This is a genomic window from Campylobacter concisus (assembly GCF_015230035.1).
Lineage (GTDB): Bacteria > Campylobacterota > Campylobacteria > Campylobacterales > Campylobacteraceae > Campylobacter_A > Campylobacter_A concisus_BK.
On record NZ_JAAKZD010000019.1, the window covers coordinates 1 to 22,174 of the forward strand.

Sequence of the window (22,174 nt, forward strand, 5' to 3'; positions counted from 1 at the left end):
AAAAACTTTTAGTTTTTATAATTAGTTTGTCTAATCTATTATTTAATCATAATAGACTGGCTCAATCGATCACTTGTTTAGATTTCAAAGATTGACTAATAGTTTAACAATTGTAAGTTAAAAGAACTTTCTGTTCTGCGTTCTGCAAAACAGAAAGTGAAGTATATAGAAGTGATGCTTAAAAGTAGATAAAAATCAGGCTATTTTTTTAAAAGCCCATAAAGAAATTTTGAAGTCCGACCTTTTCATTAAAAATAATATCTTTTTTATTTGGATCGTACTTAAATTTACTTACTACTTTTTTGCCATCTTCTTTTAAATATCCAGCAGATATAAGTGTTGGCTCGATAAGAGTCATCTCAGGAAAGAGCGTATCAAAAAATTTAGCCAAAGTCTCATCCGCGCTTAGCTCGCCATTAAGTGATAGTTTATCAAAGATCGCAAGCTGACTTTCTCCGCTTTTAAAGCCATTGATAGCGGCATCTAGTTTTAAATTTATCGCATTATTGCCATTTTTAAAGCTTAATGTATCCACTTTCACACTTGGATTTTTCTCTAAAATTTGACCCATTACTTCGTCCAAATTTAACCCAGCAAAGATGCTCTCATTTGTATCAACATTTACATTACTTAGTCTATCAAGTATATTATTTATAGTTGGCACGTTGATATTTGCTATTTTGCTATCTAAGATAAAATCTGTAAATTTCACTTTATTATCAGCAACTGCACCTATCTTCACCACATCTTTTGAGCTACCAAGATCATTTGAGACTTCAAATTTAGAGCTATACTCAAAATCATCCAAAGCAATATTACTATCTTTTTCATCTAATAATGCTAGTTTTTTGATCTTAACTTTTGCTATGTAAGGGACTAGTTTGTTCTCAAATATCTTTGAAATTTCAACTGGCACAGTGTAGCTTGTATCTATATCGACGCCCTCAACATTAGCTTCTACTTTATTTTCTTCGTTAAGGTCTTTTAAAGCAACTTTCTCAAGACCCAAGTTTGCGCTATTTACATTATCTTTTGCGTCCAGTTTCAAGCCAAATTTCACATCCTTTGTATGAACGTTCATAGTTTGCTTGTCGCTAAAGTCGATATCGCTAAATTTAACATTTACATCTTTATCGCCACTTACGCTAGCCTTTGTTTTAGCCGTTGCGACGACGTTTGATCCAAGAAATGAAGCTACGATATTTTTTATCGCTTCATTTTGTATAGAAATTTTTGAGTCGATATCAAAGCCATTTACAAATGCAAGCACTGAGTGAGAAATTTCATTTTCTACTTTAAAATTTAGATCCTCATCTACTTCTTTGCCAGCTAAATTTTTCAAAAGATCCTTTGAAACGATAAGATCAAACGATCCTTTTGAGCCAAAAAAGCCTTTTTGATAGCTATTTTCTGAAACTTTAAAGCCATTTACATCATTTAGTCTATCAACTATTCTTTGATAGTTCTCCTCGACCTTGTTTGAGGCAAAATAAACAGCGCCTGCGACGATCACGATAACTACGATTAGAGCAGATATCACCTTTTTCATGCTTTTCTCCTTTTTGTAATGTGTTGTAAAAATAACCAAATACCTAATAACAAGCCAACCATAGCAAGTGGCATGATATAGCCATGCTCGCCAAGATAATTGCTCACACTCATAAAATAATCCCCTGCTTTATAGCTAGCAAGACCGACGATCACCGCCCAAAGCACTGAAGAGATCAAATTTATAACGCTAAATTTATAAAAAGAGTATTTTGTAAGTCCAAGTGCGATAGGCACCAAAGTTTTGACGCCGTAGATAAATTTTTTGATAAATATTATCTTATCGCCATGTTTTTTTGCCAAAATTCCAGCGTAAGCAAGCTTTCTTTTGTGATTTTTCACATAAGGCATAAGTGAGCTTTTATTAAACCTTGCTACGTAAAAGATCAAAGTATCGCCGATCGTATTTGCCACGGCAGCGACGATTATGCTAAGAGTGATGTCCATTTTGCCAGCAAAACTTAATATCCCAGCAGCAATAAGTGCTACCATGCCGCCACCAAGGCTATATAAAAATAGCACAATATAGCCGTAAGTTGAAATTGAGTTTATAATATCTAGCATCATTGCCCCAAAAGTTTAGAAGCTGAAGATATTAGTTGCTCGTATGCGTAGCCACTTTGTTTTAAAATTTCATCTTTTGCGCTAATCACTGCTCCGCCAAAGCTAGCTCCTGCGAAAAATCCATCATTTGCAGCGTATGCGTAGATGTCACTTGAAAATTTAAAATCGCTTACTTTATTATAATTACGTCCGATATCGCCAAATGCCACTGAAAGCTTCGTATCAAGCGTGATCTTGGCGTCTTTTATGTCGTAGATAATGCTATCTTTAAATATAAATAGCACAAGTGAGCTATCTTCATAGCCAAGCTGTATGCCGATGCTGCCGCCACTTATACTAACTGGCAAAATTTCACTTGGCGAGTTGATGTTGCCAACGACCATGATGCCATCTCCGCCCATGCCACCGACTACAAAACCGACTTTTTTTACACTTGGAAAGATGATCGTCGCTTTTGACTGCTCGATGAGCTCTTTTATAGGAGCGTTTCTAGCGCCTCTCATCGTCGTTATAAACGAATTTGCCGAGTCTAGCACGAGCTCCTCGCTGGCAAAGCCAAGCGAGAAAAATATTATCAATGATAAAAGAAATTTCATATCTTGCCGTTATTTCGCAAAATCAACAGCGCGAGTCTCTCTGATGACGCTTACTTTTATCTCACCAGGATACTGCACCTTGCTCTCGATCTCTTGAGCTATCTCTTTTGCCACAAGCACTGCCTCATCATCGTTTATAAGTTTAGCATTTGCGATGACGCGGATCTCACGACCAGCGTTGATCGCATAAGCTTGCTTGATGCCCTCTTTGCTTTTTGCGATGTTTTCGATCTCTTCGACACGTTTTAAGAAGCTCTCAAGCACCTCACGTCTTGCTCCTGGACGAGCTGCACTTAGTGCGTCAGCTGCGCAAACAGCAGCACTTTCTATACTTGTCGCCTCTTCGTGACCATGGTGAGCATATATCGCATTGATGACAACTGGATGCTCTTTATAGCGTTTGCAAATTTCAGCTCCAAGATCGACGTGGCTGCCCTCGTACTCGTGAGTTAGCGCTTTGCCGATGTCGTGAAGTATGCCAGCTCTTTTTGCTAGCTTCTCATCTCCACCACACTCAGCTGCGATGATGCCAGCAAGGTGAGCTACTTCGAGGCTGTGGGCAAGGGCGTTTTGACCGTAGCTTGCTCTAAATTTAAGCTTGCCTATTAGTTTTACTATTTCTGGATGAATTTTATTTAGACCAAGATCCATGACGATATTCTCGCCCTCTTCTTGTATGCTTTGCTCAAATTCTTCAGTCACTTTTTTGTGAAGATCCTCTATCCTTGCAGGCTGAATTCTGCCGTCCTCCACCAAAAGCTCGATCACTCTTGTAGCGATCGCACGTCTGTAAAGGTTAAAGCTGCTTAAGATGATAGCATGCGGGGTATCATCGATGATGATATCAACGCCAAGCACCATTTCAAGGGTTTTGATATTACGTCCCTCTTTGCCGATGATCCTTCCTTTTAGCTCATCGTTTTTGATATTTACGACATTTATCAGACGCTCAGCTGCAAATTCTCCAGCAAATCTTGACGTAGCCTGCGCCAAGATATAATTAACCCTCTTTTTAGCCTCTCTTTTTGCCTCTTCTTCGTACTTTCTAACGATGTGAGCGATGTCGGCGCGCGACTTCTCTTCGACCTTTTTAAGCACGACCTCTTTTGCCTCTTCCTCCGTTAAGCCAGCAGCGTGCTCAAGCACTCTTATCGCCTCTTCTACTTTGTTTTGATAAGTCGCTTTTAAATTTAAACCCTCTTCATAAGTGACCTTCGCATCTTGCTTATCTTTTTCAAAAAGCTCTTTACTCTCATTTAAAAGCTCTTGCTCATTTAGCAAAATTTTCTCTTTTTTGGTCAGCTCATCAAATTTACTTGCATACTCTTTTTGAAGCTTTGTCGTCTTGTCGTCGTATCTTTTTTTAGCCTCAAATTCAGCCTCTTGCACTGAAATTTTAGAGTTTTTAAGCGTTAGCTCAGCTTCATACTCGATGGCTTTTGCCTTTGCTTTTGCCTGCTCTAAAAATATGTTGTAGTTGGCGTCATTTATCTTTTTGGCGTAGAGATACCCTGCTCCAACGCCCACCACACCGGCTCCTAAGCCTATTAAAACCTCTATCATTTATTCCTCTTTTTATATAATTTTTGCTTGGGGTTATATAAAAGTCTGCTACCGCATCGTGCGCCTGCGAGAGCACATCTTTGGTGTAGAAGTCTTTTACCTCTAAGAAAACTATCAGTTTTGGCTTAACGGGCAAAGTGTCAAAAAATCTATCGTAAAATCCTTTTCCGTGCCCTATCCTTGCCATAGCTCCATCAACCCCAATCGCTGGAACTACCGCCATATCGAGTTTAACATTATTCATTTTTTTGCCAGATGGCTGTCTGACATTAAATTTATAAGTTAGAAATGGCAGTCGCAATCTTACCATCTCTAAGCTAAGACCTACCATAAAAGGGGCAAAAATTTCACATTTATGTGATAAATTTCGTCTTATTTTAAGCACATCGACTTCGTAGTTAATCGGCAAGTAAAAGAGAACCTTTTTAGAATTTGTATAATTTATCAAATTTAAAAGCGTTTTTGCTGCCTTGTGATGTGTGCATTTTGCTCTAAATTTAGTAAGCTTTATCAAATTTGCTCTTGCATTTTTTCTAAATTCATTTTTTTCTAAATTAACGCTCATTTTATGCTCTTTCTTGTATAATCCTGAAACATTTTTCAAAAGGAAATTTATGACACTAAAACGCGCAATTATAACATCACTTTGTCTTTTTGCATTTTTCGGATGCGGCGACGACTCTAACAAAAAGAGCGAGCAAAACACTAGCGAGCCAGCTGTGCAAAGTAAAAATTTAGAAGAAAATGCCAGCAAAGATGAAAATTTAAGCAAAGATACGCTCACACCAAAGATAAGCGAGAGCGCACAAAGTGACGAAGTAGAAGTAAAAGATATAAGCCTAAAACTGCTTAACGGCACAACTATGCAGATCACAAAAAGAAGCAACGGCTTTGACGTAAAAGATGGCAAAAAAGCGACACTTTACGTATTTTTCGCCACATGGTGTCCACCTTGCAAGGCTGAGATCCCATCTTTAAACAACCTAAGTGAGAAATTTAAAAATGAGCTAAACATCGTTGCTGTCTTGCTTGAAGACAAGAGCGAGGACGAGGTTAAAGAATTTGCTCAAAAATATAAGATCAAATACGACATCGCAGTTGGCGAGGGAAATTTTTTATTTGAAAAGGCGATGGGCGGCATCAAAGGACTCCCCGCATCTGCACTTTTTAAAGCAAATGGCGACTACGCTCAAGGCTACATCGGTCTTGTGCCTGAAGAGATGCTTGAAACTGACATAAATAGGGCCATAAAATAATGCTTGAGTTTTTAAAAAGAGGCTTTGAAAAGACCTTTGGAGCGATAAGCTCGGCTAAAAAGTCAAAAAAGATCGACAAAGAGAGCTTAGAAGAAATTTTACTAGAAGCTGACGTGGCTTACGAGATCGTGGAGGAGATTTTATACTACTTGCCGCCACAAGATGAAGTGAGTAGAGCCGATCTTAGACGCGTTATGAGTAGCTATTTTATCTACGAAAACGAGCGCGTGATCGAGCCTGACAAGCCATTTGTCGATCTCATCCTTGGCGTAAATGGCGCTGGCAAGACGACAACCATCGCAAAGCTAGCAAATTTATATAAAAATAATGGCAAAAGCGTCATCTTAGGCGCTTGTGATACATTTAGAGCTGGGGCGATCGAGCAGCTGCGCCAGTGGTCACTTAGACTAAATGTGCCGATAGTCGCCACCCAGCAAGGACATGATCCTTCAGCTGTGGCCTACGATACGATCAGCTCGGCCCTTGCAAAAGGCATCGACCGCGTCATCTTAGACACAGCCGGCAGACTTCAAAACCAAACAAATCTGGCAAATGAGCTTGACAAGATCGTTCGTATCAGCAAAAAAGCCTACGAGAAAGCGCCTCACCGCAAGATCCTCATCCTTGATGGCACGCAGGGCAACGCTGGCGTCGCGCAGGCAAAGGCATTTAACGAGATCGTCTCGCTTGATGGCGTCATCATCACAAAGCTTGACGGCACTGCAAAGGGCGGAGCGCTATTTGGCGTGGCAAGGGAGCTTGAGCTACCTATATTTTATATAGGCGTTGGTGAGAGCATGGACGATATCATCAAATTTAACCCAGACGAGTTTTTAGACGAGCTGATGGACGCCATTTTTGAGTAGGGTAAAATTTCTTAGTAAAATTTGCTTTTTCGCTGCTCTTTTGGCGATTGATTTTCTTGCATTTACTCCAAAAAGTCCCGCAATCATCGAAAATTCGTGGGACAAAGCAAATCATTTTTTGGCTTTTTTCGTCCTTTATATACTGCTCTACCTTGGCTATGAGTTTAAAATTTTTAAAAATTTAGCCCTACTTTTAGCCTTTGGCGTGCAGATAGAACTCGTTCAGGCATTTTTGCCAAATAGGAGCTTTAGCTTGCTTGACATCGTAGCAGACATGATCGGAGCGGGATTTGGAGTGATAGTAGTTGAAATTTTAAAAAGGATATATTATGGCAAAAGCAAAGCCAGTTTTTGAGTGTCAAGCCTGCGGTAATCAACAGGCAAAGTGGCTGGGCAAATGCCCACAATGTGGGGCTTGGGATAGCTTTGTCGAGCTTAGTCAGCAAGAGATAAAGATAAGCAAAGAGATAGCAAAAAGTAGTGGCACACCTAGCAAAGCCATAAGCATAGACGAAGTTGAAATTCAAAATTTCACGAGATTTAGCACCAAAGATAGCGAGCTAGACCTTGTTCTTGGTGGTGGCGTGGTCGAGGGCTCACTTGTGCTTATAGGCGGTAGCCCAGGCATCGGCAAATCAACCCTGCTTCTAAAAATCGGCTCAAATTTAGCAAAAGACGGCAAAAAAACCCTCTATGTAAGCGGCGAAGAGAGCCAAAGCCAGGTAAAAATGAGAGCTGACAGGCTAAATGCGGTGGATAAAAATTTATACCTGCTAACTGAAATTTGCCTAGAAGATATCCTGCTAGAGGTGCAAAAGAGCGACTACAAGGTGCTAGTCATTGACTCCATACAAACGCTTTATAGCCAAAATATAACCTCCGCGCCAGGTTCGATCACGCAGGTTCGCGAGATCACATTTGAGCTGATGAGACTTGCAAAGAGCCAAAATATTTGCGTTTTCATCATCGGACACATAACCAAAGAGGGTTCGATCGCAGGGCCTAGAGTGCTTGAACACATGGTCGATGTGGTGCTTTATTTTGAGGGTGACGCGAGTAGAGAGCTGAGAATTTTGCGTGGGTTTAAAAACCGCTTTGGCTCGACGAGCGAGGTTGGTATATTTGAGATGAGCCAGCAAGGCCTTGTGAGCGCAAACGAAGTTTCGAGTAAATTTTTCACACGTGGCGGGGCGATGAGTGGCAGTGCTATCACCATTATAATGGAGGGCTCAAGGGCGCTTAGCATCGAAATTCAAGCGCTGGTTTGTGAAAGTGCCTATCCAAAGCGAAGCTCAACTGGCTTTGAGAAAAACCGCCTAGATATGCTGCTGGCACTTCTTGAGCGAAAGCTTGAAATTCCACTTGGGCACTACGACGTCTTCATAAACGTTTCAGGTGGTGTTAAGATAAGCGAGACCGCTGCCGATCTAGCCGTCATCGCAGCGATAATCAGCAGCTTCAAAAACCGCCCTATCAGCAAGGATAGTATCTTCATCGGCGAGCTAAGCCTAAACGGCGAGATAAGAGAAATTTTTAACCTCGATCAGCGCTTAAAAGAGGCAAAAACGCAGAAATTTAAAAATGCGATCATCCCAAACAAACCGCTTGACACGCAAGGTCTAAAGTGCTTTTATGCCAAAGATATCACGCAAGTGCTTGAGTGGATGTAGGGATAGTTTCGGTATGCTTTTTGCACAAAATGACAGTGATCTACAAAGCCATAAAGAGATAATTTATGCTTTTGTTTCAAAAGATAAAAGATTTTTTAGCGAATATCAAAAAGAGCTCACACGAAATTTACCACTTTATCCTAGCTTAGAACTATTGCTTATCGATTTTGCGGTTATTTTGGTGGAAAATTTTGATGAATTAAGCGAGCAAGATAAGCTAGAAATTTTTAGTTTAGTTGAGAAAAATATTAAGAGCGATAACTACGTTGGCGCGGCATTTTTGACTGACTTTATTGAGACGATACAAAATGTTTCAAACAAAGAGCAATATAAGAAAATTGAGAAATATTTTGGTGAAAATACAAAAAATAAGGCAAAGCCATGCTAGCCCAAAAAGACATTTTTGTATATGAAGATTTTTTATATATTTTTATATCAAAGGACATTAGATATTTTGAAATTTATCAATCCGAACTTTTAAATTTTATTCCAGATACCCCAGGATTACTTACTTTATTGGAAAATTTTGCAAATGTTACAGTTTATGTTTTTGATGAATTAAGTGAGCAAGATAAGCTAGAAATTTTTGACTTAGTTGAAAAAAATATTAAGAGCGATAACTACGTTAGCACGGCATTTTTGATCGGCTTTATTGAGACGATACAAAATGTTTCAAATAAAGAGCAATATAAGAAAATTGAGAAGTATTTTGGTAAAGAAACTTTATCACTCGCAAACGAGCTGATAGAATTTTGGGGTATATAAGCTTTTATAAAAACATTTAAATTTACTCATCAAGCACCGATATCCCACTTGGACAAATTTTAGCAAGTGGGTTGTTGTACTCTTGCTTGCATTTTTCACACTTTATAACGCCTAGTTCTGCACTTACCTGCTCTGCGTTATAGCAATGCGGACAAACTACGTAGCCATCTGCTTGCGTATCTACTCCTGTAGCTTTAATACTTGGATCTTGATAGTCGTTAAAGATTTTTCTAAATTCGCTTTTATAAATTTTAAAATCAATAAAACCAGCAAACTCGACTACATAATTTCTGAACGCAAAATAATATCTCTTCTCTTTCTCTCTAAAATTTAGATCATCTTCAAAAATTTCTTGCAAATCAGACCAAAAATTTTCATAATTAATATTCTCTGGAGCAATGCTTAGGACATCATTTATCCTAACAACATTCCATCTATTTGGGATACTGCCATCAATAATATCAAAAAGCTCAGCATTAAATCCGCAAATACCATCAAAATCATCCTTGTTATACACGATGATAAGTTTTACCTTGCCTTCATACATCTCCATCAGCAAGACATCATAAATAGTATCCTTTTCAAGCCGATCAAATGCGTTTAGCTCACGAAGCTCAAGCGATGAAATATCAACGGTTGTTTTTAGTTTTACTTTCAAATTTATCCTTTAGATTATGTCGTCTCTATAAATTTAATAGCTCTTTTAAGTACAAAATTTAGCCTATCAACGCTTGTCATCGCTTCAAATTTGCCGTCATCTAGCTTCATATAACACCAGCTTTGACCGCTATTTTTTAAATACTCATATCTTGTTTTATTGTCAATATTTATGTTTATTTTAACTAGCTGATGTTCAAAATTTAGTTTAAAGTCAGATATCTTGCCTAGTGTTTGAAAGCCATTTATAGCCTTTAACTTTAATTCTATGCCATTTTTAAGTCTGTTTTGCACAACTTCTTTATCAATCTCTCTTTTTCTTTGCATAAAATTTTCCAAATACCATGGATCTTTATCTGATAATAAATAATAATATTTACCAAAATCGGACGCTATCTCATTGTATGAATAAATGATAACAAGCTCTCTTTTTGATAGCACCCAAGAAGTCGGCACAAAGTTATCTATAATGTCAAAATATTTAGAGTCATAGAAGAAAGGATAGCCATCACCCAGAGGATCAAGAAGATAACTAACCTCCATATCCTCAAAATGCAAACCATATACTATATATTTTTTATGTAATTTCAACTCCTCTCGCTTCTCGTTTGTTTTTACACATCTAACTATCACTTAAGCTCCTCCATTAACTTTCAAATTTGTATTTAGTAGCTCAAGTATACGAAATTTAAATCATTTTTTATATATATTATGCTTTAAAATTTTAAAATAGATAAATTTCACACGATTATCACTGCAGCTGCAGCAAATCCGCCGTCGTGAGTTATACTAAGGCTTGCTTCTTTAATATTAAAGCTTGTATAAATTCTTGGGCTAAATTTTATCTTTGGTGCGTTTCTTGCATCTTTACTGAGCATAATGTCTAAAAAGCCACACTCTTTGCTGATACCCACACCAAGGGCTTTGCTAGCTGCTTCTTTGGCCGCCCAAAATCCAGCCAAAGTCGCATCATTTTTTGCTAGCGCGATCTCACTATCACTTAAAAATCTCTTTAAAAAAAGCTCGCCGTGACGAGCCTTAAGTCTTGAAATTCTATCTATCTTAACGATATCGATGCCTATCATTGCACCACAAAATCAGTAAAAAATATGTTTTTGATGTAGCCATCATTTAGCACTTCATTTAGCTTGCCGACGATCTCGTCTTTTAGCCTATCCTTACCCTTTGCAGTGCTTACTTCTTCGTAAGTTTTAGAAGAGAGTGTTCTTATGATGATATCTCTTAAAAGTGCCTTTTTCTTATCAAGCTCGGCAGTTAGTAGCTCGTCGCTTTGTTCTAGATCGATCTTAGTTTTGAGAAATCTTGACCCATTTTCACTAAGTAAATTTACGACAAACTGATCAAGCGGATATATCGGTCCCATGTTCGAATAGTCGTTGCCACCGCGTTTTGCTTTGTTTTGAGCGGGTGCTGGTTGAGTTTGAGTCTGAGCTGGTGTTTGCGCCATATTTGCCTCTTTTGGCTCGTCTGAACTAAGCATCAAAAATGCCACTAGCCCTCCGATAACTAGCAATAAAACAAATATCGCGATGATGATTATCATCAAAGCGCCATTGCCACCTTTTTTTGCTTTTTTCTCTTCAACTTCTTCAGCCATCTTTCCTCCTTTAAGTTTTGGCTATAATTATACAAAAAATTCACAAAAATGAGAAAAGATGATACATAAAACCAACGCCGCTAGGCTTTTAGACAAGCTAAAAATAGACTACGAGATACTTGAATACGAAGTCGATCTAAACGACCTTTCAGCCATTCACGTAGCAGCTAGCACCAAGCAAGATATAAAGCAAATTTACAAAACGATCGTCTGCCAGTGCGAGCCTAAAAATTTTGTCGTTGCCTGCTTGCAAGGCGATCTGGAGCTTGATCTAAAGGCACTTGCTCATGCATGCGGAGCCAAACGCTGCGAGCTTATAAATTTAAAAGATCTAGAGAAGATCACCGGCTACATCAGAGGCGGCTGCTCGCCACTTGCTATGAAAAAGCACTTTGCCACATTCATCGATGAGCGAGCAAAAGAGCAAGAGTACGTGCTAGTAAGCGCTGGAGTAAGAGGCAAGCAGATAAAGATAGCACCAAATGACCTTTTAAAGGCTTGTGAGGCGAGTTACGCTGATATCGCTAGGCTAGCTCTTTAAAAACTCTATAAATTTAAACTTCTCGCCTAAAAACTCGGGCGAGAGTAGAAATTTTGCCTGTTTGGTGACATTTTCATAGGCTTGCTTGCTCCCTTTTTCAAGCACCAAAGATAAAATTTCATCAACGCCAAGATCATTAACCAAAGCTTCATTTTGTTTTTTAAATTTGACCATTTTAAAGCCAGCCAGAGAGAAAGCCTCTTTTACCTGCTTAAAACACAGGCTATAAGTTAGATCTGAGTTTTTAAAATATGGCTCGAGATTTGAAATTTCAAACAAAGAAAAAACTTGATGATCTTTAAAAACTCTTAGGCTAAATTCATTTTTTGGCTCAAATTCGCCGTAGTCAAAGCTTAAAAATCTAATTTTTTTAGCCGCATTTGCAAGCTGAGCTGCAAATTTAGAGTAGCTAACTGAAATTTCGCCCCTTTTTATGCCAAATTTCTTTGCTAAATTTATCAAATTTTGATCTGCCTTTTGCCAGTGAAATTTTAGGTCACTATCCACAAAAAGCATATTTTGCCCATCTATCACCTCGCAGCTAAATGCGTCAAGCAGCTCATTTGAGATGACAAAAATTTCATCAAACGAGCATTCATCCAAATTTTCATAGTGTTTTATTTTTATCTCATTACCAAAGCGATTTTTAAAGGTTTCAAGCTGTTTTTTACGTAAAATTTCATGAGGCTCGATGATGATAAACTCTAAATTTGGCAAAATTTCTGGTTCAAGTGTAAAGATGCCTTGCGCAAAATCAGCCAGCATATCGCCTGAGTTTGCGCCGATCTCCACGACCTTGCATGAGCTAGAAATTTCGCCGTTTTTTCGTAGTTTTAAAAAGTAGTTTGCAAGGCAGGCGCCAAAGAGGTAGCCAACGCTTACATTTGTGTAAAAGTCGCCCTTTTTGCCGATATCCACGCCAAATTTATAGTAGTTTTCATTGACCCAGATATCAAAAAACTCGCTAAATTTCATAGATCAGGCAGCTTCCAGCCTCTGTAAAATGCAAACATCCTGACCGTTATGCCAGCAGCAAGCAAAAGCATGGTAAAAAATATGTTGGTAAGGCCTAGATGATAGAGGATAAAGTAGGCAAGCCCCACGCCAAGGCTTATCGTGCCGTAAAGTCCTGTGCGCAAAAACCATGGGACTTCATTTAGCAAGATATCTCTTAAGATACCGCCGCCAACGCCGTTAAAAAAGGCGATCATCATGACGCCAAAGATGTTGTAGCCGTACTCGATGGCAACCATCGCTCCAACGATAGAAAAGCAGATAACGTCGATCGCATCGGCAAAGATAAAGACAAATTTCTTCTCCAAACCATCTCTTTTTATATGTAAATTTGTGATCCTAGATGCAACAAGCATAAAGATGACGACGCTTACTGGCATGTAGTGAGTGAATGAATAAACCGCCCTGCCAACGAGCATATCACGCATGATACCGCCTCCAAGTGCAGTCAAAAATGCGGACAAAAAGACGCCAAGCCAGTCGCACTCCCTCTTTACTGCAAACAAAAAGCCACTAAGCGCAGCTGATGCGATACCAACGTACTCCACAAAAAGTATTAAGCTCATATTTTTTCCTTAAAAATGGGCATTTTATAATGAAATCTCATAAAAGTTCATTAATAAATTTTTAAATAATAGTTTATTTTAGGCTATAATAACAAAAATTTTAAATAAGGAAATTTGATGAAAAAAATTCTAACTTTACTCTTTTTGATCGGCTCATTTTTTGCGTTAAATTTAAACGCTGATGTGATTCAAAACCAAAAATTAAAAAATGCGATAAACATTTTAAATGCTTTTGGCACTAGAAATTTAAAACCAAATACCAAATTTACAGGCATCAAAGCCATCGCTATCATCCCAGACGTGACAAAAGCAGGTGCTATCATCACTGGCTCAAAAGGCAGAGGCGTATTTATCGCTAAAAACGACGATGGCGAGTGGTCAAGCCCATTTTTTGTAAATTACACATCTGGCAGCATCGGACTTCAGCTAGGATATAGCTCGGCTGATATGATCATTTTGTTTAAAAACTCGGAAGCCTATGCAAGCTTGTTTAACGCAAAAGATACGATCAGCCTAAAAGCAGAAGCAACTGGCGGCGTTGGCAACGAAGTGGCGATAACTAGTGATTTGCCTGAAATTTCAGCATTTGTCGAGGAGCGTGGCAAGACAAGTGGAGCTTTTGTTGGCGTTAGCTTAGATGTTGCAAGACTTAAGATAAATGCACAAGATACAAACGACTACTACGAGAGAATGTATGACTTTGAAGATATCTACAACAACAGCCCAAAAGCTAGTAAATATACAATCAAATTTAAAGAGATAATCTCAAAATACTTCTTATAATAACCTCATATCTTGGCTCTTTTAGAAGAGTCAAGCTCTTTTTTTACATTTTAAAGATTTTAGAAATTTTAGTTTATAAATTTAGCAAGATTATGGCTTAGCCTTTTGCTAAACCATAAATAGTGATACAAAGCGTTTTTTAGGGATTGGAGAAAATTGAGTCATATATTCAAACGCCTCTTCGTAGTCGCCGTCTGTATATTGCGCGACTTGCTCGATAAGCTCGTAAAGCTCTTCGTCATCCATCGAGTCAAAGCTGCCTCTATTTTCCAAAACCTCTAACAAAACGGCGTCTAATTCTAGCTCGTCGTAAGTCATTTCGTTCCTTAATTCTGATTTAAAAAATGCGAAACTATACCAAAAGAAGCTTATAAAATACTTTACTTTAAATTCGTAAGAAATTTTATGCATTTTTTAGTAGAAAAGTTGTAAAATCTTTACATTCATTATCAATTTTATAGGGATTTTGTGGAAGACTTTGAACTATTTTACAAGCATTTTAACGAGTTTTTAAAAGCTTTTGGTCAAAAAGGCTCTGAGATAAAAGAGCAAATTTTGCGTGTGCTTTTTGCAAGCAAGTCACATCTAAATGCTCAAGAAATTTGTCAAAAAATTTATGAAACTTACAAAAATGAAATTTCAATGACTTCTATATATACCTTTTTAAATTTTCTAGAAAACCACCATTTGGCAAATAGTTTTGAGCAAAATGGTGTTAAAAATTACGAGTTAAATTTAAAATCCTCTCACGATCACTTGATATGTGAAATTTGCGGAAAGGTGGTTGATTTTGAAGATGAGATGATAGAGCAAAGGCAGGAGCAAATTTGTATCCAAAGTTCATTTAGCGCAGAGTCTCACAAGATGATACTTTATGGAATTTGTAGTGATTGCCAAGCAAAAAATGGGGTTTAAATTTATCATTTAATTTTGCTTTTTGATAATGAAAGACAAAAAAATTTCAGATTGATTTAAGTTGCAGGTTAGATAATACGCTGACAAAATAAAAGGATGAAAATGGATATAAAAACACAAACTTTAGCACAAGTTGCAAGCTATTTTTCGATGATAGCTCACACAAATGGCAGACTAAGAGTAAGGGTTAGCCCAAAGATCAAAGAGCTAAGTAGTAGCGTAAATTTAGCTAGTTTAGATGATATGATCGCTCAGATAAATGGCATAAAAAATGTTAAATTTAACAAGATAATCGGCTCTGTAACGATCGAATACGACCATGAAATTTTCCCTAAAAATCTCTGGGAGGATCTCTTAAAAGGGCAAAATTTAGAAGAAATTTCAGCTAAAGTAAATGAAGTAGCAAAAGAAGTAAAATATGCTTAATGAGCTTTTAAACGCCTCTTATACGAGCGAAAAAAACGCACTTAGGCTATATGAAGGTCTGGCTTCGTTTGGCGAAGTATTTGATCAAATCGCAAGCGTAAGAAAAAATGCGATCATCTTGATAGAAAAATTTGCAAATGCGCATGAGTATGAGCTTGTTTGTGAAAATGAAGCTATCTTTTTGCCGGCAAAAAATAAAGAAGATGCGCTGATAGAGGCACTAAACTATGAAAATGAGCTAAACAAAATGTATGAAAAATTTTGTGAAAGCTTAGATGATGAGGAGTTAAAAGATCTATTTTTTAGACTTTGGGCTACTTCAAATAACGAATACATAGCCTCTTTAAAGCACTGCTTAAAAGAAATTTATAGTGGAGCTGTGGCAAAAAATGAGCTAAATTTAAATGAAATTTCACAAAATTTTGAGCAAAATGGCATAACAAATATTTTAGAAAGCTATCAAAATGACTTTAATGAGATAACTAAAAGCTTGCAAAATATCGCAAGTGGCAAGGCTGATAAAAGCGAGTTGGCAAAGATCACAAACAACCCAAATTTCTCGTTTTTTAGCGGGCTTGCGCTTGGGGCATTAGGCATTTCAGTAGTTAGCAAAAATTTAAATAAGGATGAAGAAGATGAATAATTTACAAAATCAAACAAAGAAAGGATTTAAAATGGCATTACCATTTTTAGCAGGTTTAGCAGTAGGCGGTTTGGCAGTAGTTGCTTGGAGTAAAAGAGATAAGATCAAAGAGTGTGCAAAAGACGGCCTAGATAAAGGCAAAGAGGCTGCAAAAGATCTTTATAAAAAAGGCAAAAACGTCGCAAAAGATGCAAAAGACTTCATGGTCAAAGAAGAGAAAAAAGCAAAACGTGGCGTTAAAAAAGTAGAAAAAGAGGCTGAAAAAGTGGTTAAAAAAACAAGAAAACCACGCGCTAAAAAGCCAGCAGCTCCAAAAGCTATCACACCAAACGATATAGCTTAAGGATAGAAAATGCAAGAAAATAGTCTTTTTACACTTTCAAACACAAGACTTCCATTTGATCACTTCATCAGTGGAGCCTTGATCGCTGGCATGGGTGCGGCTGCGCTTGGCTTTAGCGACTATCTAAACAACAGAGCAACTAAAAAAGATGTCGCTAAAAAGATAGCAAAATACGCAGTAACTGGCGGTTTTGTAGGTGCTGTTGGCATTCACGCTTCAAATTTGATAGCACAAAAAAAATATCTAAACGCAGCAGCTTTTACTGCAGCTGGTATCGGCGGTCTTTTGATAGCTGAAGAACTAATAAAATTGGAGAGTAAATAATGAATAACCCTTATATCAATGAAGAAAACGCAAACGAAGTAGCAAATAACGCAGCAGCAACTCAGCCAAGCGCGGTTGATAATGCGATAAACAATGCAGCTCAAAATTTACCATTTGTACCTGAAAATTTTAACGCAGCTGGCTTTGTAAAAGGCCTACTTTTAGGCGGCATAGCAGCTTATGTGCTAACTAATCCAAAAGCACAAGAGTGCGTATTTAAAGCGATCATCAAAGGTGGCGAGCTAATAAACGCTGGCATAGAAGAACTAAAAGAGCGTTTTGAAGATGTCAAAGCTGAACTTGACTCACAAAAATAAGGTCACTCTAGCTCACAAGAGCAAAAATAGAGCGAGGTTTATTTGCGAGAGCCTAAACGCTAGAAGCGATGTCAGCGCCATAGAGGCTGCGATCTCAGAGCGAACCGATGCAAAAAGCGTGCGTGTAAATAAATACGCAAAAAGCATCGTTGTTGAGTTTGATAAGAGCTATGAGAAAATTTTAGATTTTATAAAAAGCTATGATTTTCCAACTAAGCCAAAAGATGAGAGCCTGCCTAGCAAAGCAAATATCTACAAAGCTGCTGCTGCACTTGGTGTAACGCCATTTATGAGCAACAAAACTCTAAAATCAGCCGTAACTCTTTACGCCACAGCTCCAAATTTAATAGAAGGAGCAAAAGAGCTAAGGCATGAGGGCATCACCTCAAAAGTTCTCGAGGCAACAGCCATAGGCACAAGCCTTGCAATGGGTGATCATTTGGCTGCAAATAGCACAAATTTGATGATAAATATCGGCGAATACATGGAAGAAAGTGCTAGCCACAGAAGTGATGATCTCATAAAAGAGCTAGCCAAACCAAACATCGAAGAGGTCTGGGTCGAGCGAAATTTAAACGGCGAAAAGACGCTTGAAAAGGTAAAAACCGAAAATTTAAAAAAAGGCGACATCGTAGTCGTGGGAGCTGGCGAGACGATAGGCGTTGATGGCTACATCGTCGAGGGCAATGCTGATGTTAATCAAGTCTCAATGACTGGAGAAGCAGAACCAGTAGCAAAAGCTAGAGGCGACCGCGTCATAAGTGGCACTGTTGTCGATGAGGGCAGGATCAAAATTTGGGCTGAAAACGTAGGTAGCGACACCGCAACCGCAAGGATCAAAGAGTACATCCAAACTTCACTTAATGAAAAATCAGCCATCGGCGTAAAAGCTCTAAAACTAGCTGATAAACTAGTGCCAGTCACACTCTCTCTTGCTGGGCTTTCGTATGTTATAAATAAAAATATGAACAGCGTTGCAAGCGTGCTTCAAGCTGACTACTCATGCGCGCTTAAGCTTGCTACGCCAGTTGCGTTTAAGTCAAGCATCTCAAAGGCTGGCAGAAACGGCATCCTCATAAAAGGCGCAAAGGCGATCGAGGCTCTAAGCTCGGTTGATACATTTGTCTTTGACAAAACCGGTACTCTAACTCACGGACGCCTAAGTGTGGTTGAAATTTACTCTTTTAAAGATGGATTTTCAGAGGCTGATATCTTAAATTTAACCGCAAGTGCCGAGGAGCACTACTTCCACCCAGTAGCTGAAGCGATAGTTGAGGCAGCAAACAAGCGTGGATTTAGCCACATTCACCACGACGAGGTTGAATTTATCGTGGCTCACGGCGTAAAAACTGCGATGCACGGCAAAGAGGTCGTTATCGGTAGTAGGCACTTCTTAGAAGATGATGAGATGATAAGCTTTAAAGCTCACGAAACGCTTATAAATAAGGCTTTACAAAGCGGTCTAACCTTGCTTTACGTGGGATACGATAAAGAGCTTGTTGGTGTGATCGCTATGAAAGATGATATGAGAGCAAACGCTAAAGATATGGTGGCAAAGCTACGAAATCTTGGCGTAAAAGAGATAGTTATGCTAAGTGGCGACATAAAGAGCAAAGCTGAAGAGGTAGCACGCGAGCTGGGGCTTGATAGGGTCTATGCTGAGTGCTTGCCAACTGATAAAGCAGCGATCATCGAAGAGCTAAAGAGTGAGGGCAAAAAGGTCGCTTTTGTAGGTGATGGCATAAATGACGCGCCAAGTCTAACAAAAGCAAATGTTGGCATCAGCATGCACAAAGGTGCTGATATCGCTAAAGCAACGGCTGATATAAGCCTTTTAAAAGATGACATCATGAGCGTAGCGCTTGCAAAAGAGCTTGCTAATAAAACTATGAAGTTAATTAGCTCAAATTTCCGCTCAACCGTTGGCGTAAATACAGCCATACTAAGTGCCGCAACGCTTGGCATGCTAAATCCAATAGCAACTGCTATGCTTCACAATGGCACGACGATCTGGCTTCTGCTCAACTCAATGAAGGGCGTAAAGATCAAGTCAAAATAAATTTGAAAGGATAGATGGTGTTTGAGAATTTCTTAAACTTTTTAAACGGCAAAATGGATGTAGCCAACGACTTTTTATATGGATATTTTTTGGTTATCATCCTTGTAGCTTCAGGAATTTACTTTAGCTACCTTACCCGTTTTGTGCAGTTTAGGATGTTCTTTGAAGCTTGCAGAGTTTTGGTAGAGAAAAAGGATAAGTATAACAAGCACCATCTAACGCCATTTCAAGCGCTGATGATCTCGACTGCTTCACGTGTCGGCATCGGCAACATCGCTGGAATTTCAGCTGCCATCGTCGCAGGTGGTCCAGGGGCACTTTTTTGGATGTGTTTGATGGCGTTTTTAGGCTCAGCTTCAGCCTTTATCGAGAGCACTTTGGCTCAAATTTATAAGACTAAAGATGTCTTTGGCTTTAAAGGCGGACCGGCTTACTACATCAAAAATGGGCTTGGCATAAAGTGGCTTGGCTCTTTGTTTGCCATCATTCTTATCATCACCTATGCTTATGGCTTTAATGGACTTCAAAGCTACACCATGACCTCTGCTTTTGAAATTTACTACGACAAAGCAGGTAGCAACATCACCTTTGCACAAAGCGGCTTGCCTATTGGCATCGGACTTATCCTTACAGCATTTACAGCTGTAATGTTTTTTAGCAAGAGCCACATCATCGGTAAAGTTAGCTCATATATCGTGCCTTTCATGGCGCTTACTTACATCTTGCTAGCTATCATCGCGATCGTTTTAAATTTCAAAGAAATTCCAGCCGTTATCAAGATGATCATAGAAAGCGCCTTTGATTTTAAAGCGATATTTGGCGGATTTGCTGGAAGCGTGATCGTAATAGGCATAAAAAGAGGACTTTTCTCAAACGAAGCTGGCATGGGCTCAGCGCCAAATGCAGCGGCTGCAGCGCACACAAGCCACCCAGTCAAACAAGGACTAGTGCAAGCAATGGCGGTCTTTATCGATATGACGATATGCATCGCCTCTGGTATGATCGTGCTTTTTTCTCAAGCATATCTTACAAAACAAACTGGCGTAAGTGGCGAAGTGCTAACCGCCCTACCTCTCGTTCAAGCAGCGATGAAAGAGTATTTTGGCGACTTTGGACTACACTTTACAACCCTTGCAGTAGTGCTATTTGCCATCACATCGCTCATCGGTAACTACTACTACGCCCAGGCAAATATGAAATTTCTAACAAAAAGTAAAAATTTAACGCTAGCATTTAAGATCACAGCAGTGATTATGATATTTATAGGCGCTCAGATGAACTTAAAACTAGCTTGGAATATCGCTGATATCACGATGGCAGCTATGGCTACAATAAATATCATCGCCATTTTCTTGCTATCAAAAGTGGTGATAATAGCGATAAGAGACTACGAAGCTCAAAGAAAAGCTGGTAAAAATCCAGAATTTGACCCAGAGAGTCTAGGCATCAAAAATACAAGCTGCTGGAGCAAAAACTAAAGGAGAAAATTTGGGAAAAGATATAAAGATAAGCGGCAAACTACTAGACCTAAACACCCACAGACAAGTAGCAAAGGTCGGCATGAGCGTCACTTTGGCATCTGTTTGCCTAAGCGCACTTTTTATGAAAAATAGATCTGTTAAAAAATTCCACGTAGCTTCTGGCATCGCATTTACATGCTTTGCGCTTTATCACGCTGGACTTTACGATAACGGCATCTTTAAAAAGATGATCGTAAAAGCAAAAACCGCTTCAAAAAAGGCATAAAATGAGACTAAGCGACGCTGAAATTTTAGACTACATAAACGAGGACCTACCCTACTTTGACCTCACAACGTCGCTTCAAGATATCGATAAAAAAGCCTCGCTTGAAATTTACTCGCGTGATGAAATTTGCGTTAGCTGCGTAGATGTGGTAGCAAGCATAGCAAGGCTACTTGGCTGCGAGAGCGAAATTTTTGTCAAAAACTCTCAAATTTGCAAGGCTGGCGATGTGATCATAAAAATTTATGGTAGCTACGAAGATGTGCATAAGGCTTGGAAACTGGCCCAAGTCGCACTAGAATACGCCAGCGCCATCGCAACCTACACAAGCAAAATAGTAAAAGCAGCAAAAAGCGTCAATGAAAAATGCGAGGTCTTAGCAACCAGAAAGAGTTTCCCATTTACGAAGAAATTTTGTGTAAAAGCCGTGCTTGAAGGTGGTGGTGGTATGCACAGACTTGGACTTAGCGACAGCGTTCTTTTCTTTAAAAACCACATAAAAGTCTACGCTAGCTTTGATGAATTTCTGTCACATTTGCCAGAATTTAAAGCCAAAATGGTCGAGCGAAAGATCTGCGTCGAGGCTGAAAATTTAGATGAGACGAGCAAGCTTTTGAAAGCAAGATGCGACGTCGTGCAGTGTGATAAATTTAGCCCAGAGCTTATCAAAAACGTGCTAGCTTTAAGAGATGAAATTTCACCAAATACTATGATACTAGCAGCTGGCGGCGTAAATTTATCAAATGCAAAAGATTATGCAAGTGCCGATGCGATAGTCACTTCTGCTATGTATTCAAAAGGCGTTGCAGATATCAGCGCAAGACTTGAAATTTTGTAAAATTTTACAAATAAAAATACATATAATTTATATATAAAATAATAAATATCTCTAAAATTTTAAAATTTATTGGCAAACATACCATATCACTAAATTTAAACTTGCTAGAGTTTTAATTCGCATGCAGTGCAAAGCACTGAAGCATGCACTTCTAACGTCGGGCTTTACTTCGACTTCGTCTCGTAACTGCAAGCAGACCGTAATTCAAATCCCATTGTCTCCCTTTTGGATAAAAGAGTTTATAAATTTAAAGTTGAGATTTCAAAAATAGAAATTTGCTATTTTGCAAATTTTAAAATTCCATTCACTCGCAAGAGTTGACTACTAAAATTTGGCTTCGCTTGCTGCTTAGCTCAAATTTTAGAGCCGAAATTACTCGTTCATAAATTTTAAGATAATTCTTGAGTGTTAAATTTAAGATTTAGAATTTATAAATATACAAATCCCAACCCAGTCTAAACCAGGTTGAAATTTATGAAGATTTATGAAGCAGTTTGATTAAAATTTATTCTTTCTTACTTCACTTACTATTGTCTTTGCCATATTATCAACATCGCTT

At 38.5% G+C, this 22,174-nt stretch carries 30 protein-coding genes; 18 read left to right on the forward strand and 12 right to left on the reverse strand.

From position 1 onward, the window contains the following. Positions 1–208: 208 nt before the first annotated feature. The 5 genes from G6W41_RS09645 to G6W41_RS09665 are packed head-to-tail and all read right to left on the reverse strand — an operon-like array spanning position 209 to position 4,836. The gene (locus tag G6W41_RS09645; protein WP_194171375.1) at positions 209–1,549 is read right to left on the reverse strand and encodes a DUF945 family protein; all 1,341 of its coding nucleotides are present in this window, start codon (positions 1,547–1,549) and stop codon (positions 209–211) included. After that, positions 1,546–2,112 carry a DedA family protein gene (locus G6W41_RS09650; protein ID WP_181000525.1) on the reverse strand — a complete coding sequence of 189 codons (567 nt, stop codon included), beginning with the start codon at positions 2,110–2,112 and terminating at the stop codon, positions 1,546–1,548. The genes G6W41_RS09645 and G6W41_RS09650 overlap by 4 nt, the downstream gene beginning before the upstream one ends. After that, entirely contained in the window at positions 2,112–2,708 is a 597-nt protein-coding gene (locus G6W41_RS09655; RefSeq protein ID WP_103597457.1) for a lipid-binding SYLF domain-containing protein, read from the reverse strand. The genes G6W41_RS09650 and G6W41_RS09655 overlap by 1 nt, the downstream gene beginning before the upstream one ends. A 9-nt stretch (positions 2,709–2,717) precedes the next feature. After that, a complete protein-coding gene (rny, locus tag G6W41_RS09660; RefSeq protein ID WP_034901872.1) occupies positions 2,718–4,271 on the reverse strand; it encodes a ribonuclease Y in 1,554 nt (517 codons plus the stop codon). Then, complete coding sequence (locus G6W41_RS09665; RefSeq protein ID WP_194171376.1) at positions 4,192–4,836, reverse strand: 5-formyltetrahydrofolate cyclo-ligase; 645 nt, start codon at positions 4,834–4,836, stop codon at positions 4,192–4,194. Before G6W41_RS09665 ends, rny begins: the two co-directional genes overlap by 80 nt. Positions 4,837–4,885: 49 nt before the next feature. On the opposite strand from G6W41_RS09665, the gene G6W41_RS09670 reads away from it, so the two are divergent. From G6W41_RS09670 to G6W41_RS09695, 6 genes are read left to right on the forward strand one after another with little or no spacing between them, the layout of a single operon-like run. Continuing rightward, positions 4,886–5,527: a TlpA family protein disulfide reductase gene (locus tag G6W41_RS09670; protein WP_194171377.1), complete on the forward strand. Its 642-nt coding sequence runs from the start codon at positions 4,886–4,888 to the stop codon at positions 5,525–5,527. After that, complete coding sequence (ftsY, locus tag G6W41_RS09675; protein WP_021088489.1) at positions 5,527–6,393, forward strand: signal recognition particle-docking protein FtsY; 867 nt, start codon at positions 5,527–5,529, stop codon at positions 6,391–6,393. The genes G6W41_RS09670 and ftsY overlap by 1 nt, the downstream gene beginning before the upstream one ends. Beyond that, positions 6,386–6,748, forward strand: a complete 363-nt coding sequence (locus tag G6W41_RS09680; RefSeq protein WP_087582293.1) for a VanZ family protein — start codon at positions 6,386–6,388, stop codon at positions 6,746–6,748. Before ftsY ends, G6W41_RS09680 begins: the two co-directional genes overlap by 8 nt. Further along, the gene (gene radA / locus G6W41_RS09685; protein ID WP_194171378.1) at positions 6,723–8,063 is read left to right on the forward strand and encodes a DNA repair protein RadA; all 1,341 of its coding nucleotides are present in this window, start codon (positions 6,723–6,725) and stop codon (positions 8,061–8,063) included. Before G6W41_RS09680 ends, radA begins: the two co-directional genes overlap by 26 nt. Before the next feature lie 13 nt (positions 8,064–8,076). Next, the gene (locus G6W41_RS09690; protein WP_103645771.1) at positions 8,077–8,451 is read left to right on the forward strand and encodes a hypothetical protein; all 375 of its coding nucleotides are present in this window, start codon (positions 8,077–8,079) and stop codon (positions 8,449–8,451) included. Further along, on the forward strand, positions 8,445–8,828 hold the full coding sequence (locus tag G6W41_RS09695) for a DUF7674 family protein (protein WP_103645772.1): 384 nt from the start codon (positions 8,445–8,447) through the stop codon (positions 8,826–8,828). The genes G6W41_RS09690 and G6W41_RS09695 overlap by 7 nt, the downstream gene beginning before the upstream one ends. A gap of 22 nt (positions 8,829–8,850) precedes the next feature. On the opposite strand, the gene G6W41_RS09700 is transcribed toward G6W41_RS09695, so the two are convergent. From G6W41_RS09700 to fliL, 4 genes are all read right to left on the reverse strand, one after another. After that, entirely contained in the window at positions 8,851–9,486 is a 636-nt protein-coding gene (locus G6W41_RS09700; RefSeq protein ID WP_103645773.1) for a 2-hydroxyglutaryl-CoA dehydratase, read from the reverse strand. 14 nt (positions 9,487–9,500) lie between these two features. Then, a complete protein-coding gene (locus tag G6W41_RS09705) occupies positions 9,501–10,118 on the reverse strand; it encodes a hypothetical protein (protein WP_194171379.1) in 618 nt (205 codons plus the stop codon). Between the two features lie 107 nt (positions 10,119–10,225). After that, entirely contained in the window at positions 10,226–10,570 is a 345-nt protein-coding gene (acpS, locus tag G6W41_RS09710; protein ID WP_194171380.1) for a holo-ACP synthase, read from the reverse strand. Next, entirely contained in the window at positions 10,567–11,103 is a 537-nt protein-coding gene (gene fliL, locus G6W41_RS09715) for a flagellar basal body-associated protein FliL (protein ID WP_002942267.1), read from the reverse strand. The genes acpS and fliL overlap by 4 nt, the downstream gene beginning before the upstream one ends. A gap of 58 nt (positions 11,104–11,161) precedes the next feature. Here fliL and ybaK point away from each other — a divergent pair, with 58 nt between their 5' ends. Then, positions 11,162–11,644, forward strand: coding sequence for a Cys-tRNA(Pro) deacylase (ybaK, locus tag G6W41_RS09720; protein WP_194171381.1), 483 nt, complete (start codon positions 11,162–11,164; stop codon positions 11,642–11,644). Here ybaK and G6W41_RS09725 read toward each other — a convergent pair. Together G6W41_RS09725 and G6W41_RS09730 are read right to left on the reverse strand one after the other, a co-directional pair. After that, on the reverse strand, positions 11,633–12,619 hold the full coding sequence (locus G6W41_RS09725) for an SAM-dependent methyltransferase (RefSeq protein ID WP_194171382.1): 987 nt from the start codon (positions 12,617–12,619) through the stop codon (positions 11,633–11,635). The two genes, ybaK and G6W41_RS09725, sit on opposite strands and share 12 nt — an antisense overlap. After that, the gene (locus G6W41_RS09730) at positions 12,616–13,224 is read right to left on the reverse strand and encodes a trimeric intracellular cation channel family protein (RefSeq protein ID WP_194171383.1); all 609 of its coding nucleotides are present in this window, start codon (positions 13,222–13,224) and stop codon (positions 12,616–12,618) included. Before G6W41_RS09730 ends, G6W41_RS09725 begins: the two co-directional genes overlap by 4 nt. Before the next feature lie 117 nt (positions 13,225–13,341). Here G6W41_RS09730 and G6W41_RS09735 point away from each other — a divergent pair, with 117 nt between their 5' ends. Further along, positions 13,342–14,007: a lipid-binding SYLF domain-containing protein gene (locus tag G6W41_RS09735; RefSeq protein ID WP_194171384.1), complete on the forward strand. Its 666-nt coding sequence runs from the start codon at positions 13,342–13,344 to the stop codon at positions 14,005–14,007. Between the two features lie 108 nt (positions 14,008–14,115). Here the strand turns inward: G6W41_RS09735 and G6W41_RS09740 are convergent, their stop codons facing one another. Beyond that, positions 14,116–14,325 carry a hypothetical protein gene (locus G6W41_RS09740; protein WP_002942234.1) on the reverse strand — a complete coding sequence of 70 codons (210 nt, stop codon included), beginning with the start codon at positions 14,323–14,325 and terminating at the stop codon, positions 14,116–14,118. Positions 14,326–14,475: 150 nt separating this feature from the next. Here G6W41_RS09740 and G6W41_RS09745 point away from each other — a divergent pair, with 150 nt between their 5' ends. From G6W41_RS09745 to modD, 10 genes are all read left to right on the forward strand, one after another. After that, positions 14,476–14,922: a transcriptional repressor gene (locus G6W41_RS09745; RefSeq protein ID WP_194171385.1), complete on the forward strand. Its 447-nt coding sequence runs from the start codon at positions 14,476–14,478 to the stop codon at positions 14,920–14,922. 102 nt (positions 14,923–15,024) lie between these two features. After that, complete coding sequence (locus G6W41_RS09750) at positions 15,025–15,348, forward strand: HMA2 domain-containing protein (protein WP_021088492.1); 324 nt, start codon at positions 15,025–15,027, stop codon at positions 15,346–15,348. Then, on the forward strand, positions 15,341–15,991 hold the full coding sequence (locus G6W41_RS09755) for a ferritin-like domain-containing protein (protein WP_194171386.1): 651 nt from the start codon (positions 15,341–15,343) through the stop codon (positions 15,989–15,991). The genes G6W41_RS09750 and G6W41_RS09755 overlap by 8 nt, the downstream gene beginning before the upstream one ends. A gap of 31 nt (positions 15,992–16,022) precedes the next feature. After that, positions 16,023–16,334, forward strand: coding sequence for a hypothetical protein (locus G6W41_RS09760; protein ID WP_035142523.1), 312 nt, complete (start codon positions 16,023–16,025; stop codon positions 16,332–16,334). Between the two features lie 9 nt (positions 16,335–16,343). After that, positions 16,344–16,658, forward strand: a complete 315-nt coding sequence (locus G6W41_RS09765) for a hypothetical protein (RefSeq protein WP_009293949.1) — start codon at positions 16,344–16,346, stop codon at positions 16,656–16,658. Then, positions 16,658–16,975: an oxidoreductase gene (locus G6W41_RS09770; protein WP_103637421.1), complete on the forward strand. Its 318-nt coding sequence runs from the start codon at positions 16,658–16,660 to the stop codon at positions 16,973–16,975. The genes G6W41_RS09765 and G6W41_RS09770 overlap by 1 nt, the downstream gene beginning before the upstream one ends. Then, entirely contained in the window at positions 16,944–19,034 is a 2,091-nt protein-coding gene (locus G6W41_RS09775; RefSeq protein ID WP_009293951.1) for a heavy metal translocating P-type ATPase, read from the forward strand. Before G6W41_RS09770 ends, G6W41_RS09775 begins: the two co-directional genes overlap by 32 nt. A 14-nt stretch (positions 19,035–19,048) precedes the next feature. Continuing rightward, the gene (locus G6W41_RS09780) at positions 19,049–20,512 is read left to right on the forward strand and encodes an alanine/glycine:cation symporter family protein (protein ID WP_196779850.1); all 1,464 of its coding nucleotides are present in this window, start codon (positions 19,049–19,051) and stop codon (positions 20,510–20,512) included. 10 nt (positions 20,513–20,522) lie between these two features. Beyond that, the gene (locus tag G6W41_RS09785; protein ID WP_009293953.1) at positions 20,523–20,780 is read left to right on the forward strand and encodes a hypothetical protein; all 258 of its coding nucleotides are present in this window, start codon (positions 20,523–20,525) and stop codon (positions 20,778–20,780) included. Position 20,781: 1 nt separating this feature from the next. Next, positions 20,782–21,615, forward strand: a complete 834-nt coding sequence (gene modD, locus G6W41_RS09790; RefSeq protein ID WP_194171388.1) for a ModD protein — start codon at positions 20,782–20,784, stop codon at positions 21,613–21,615. The last annotated feature ends 559 nt before the right edge of the window (positions 21,616–22,174 follow it).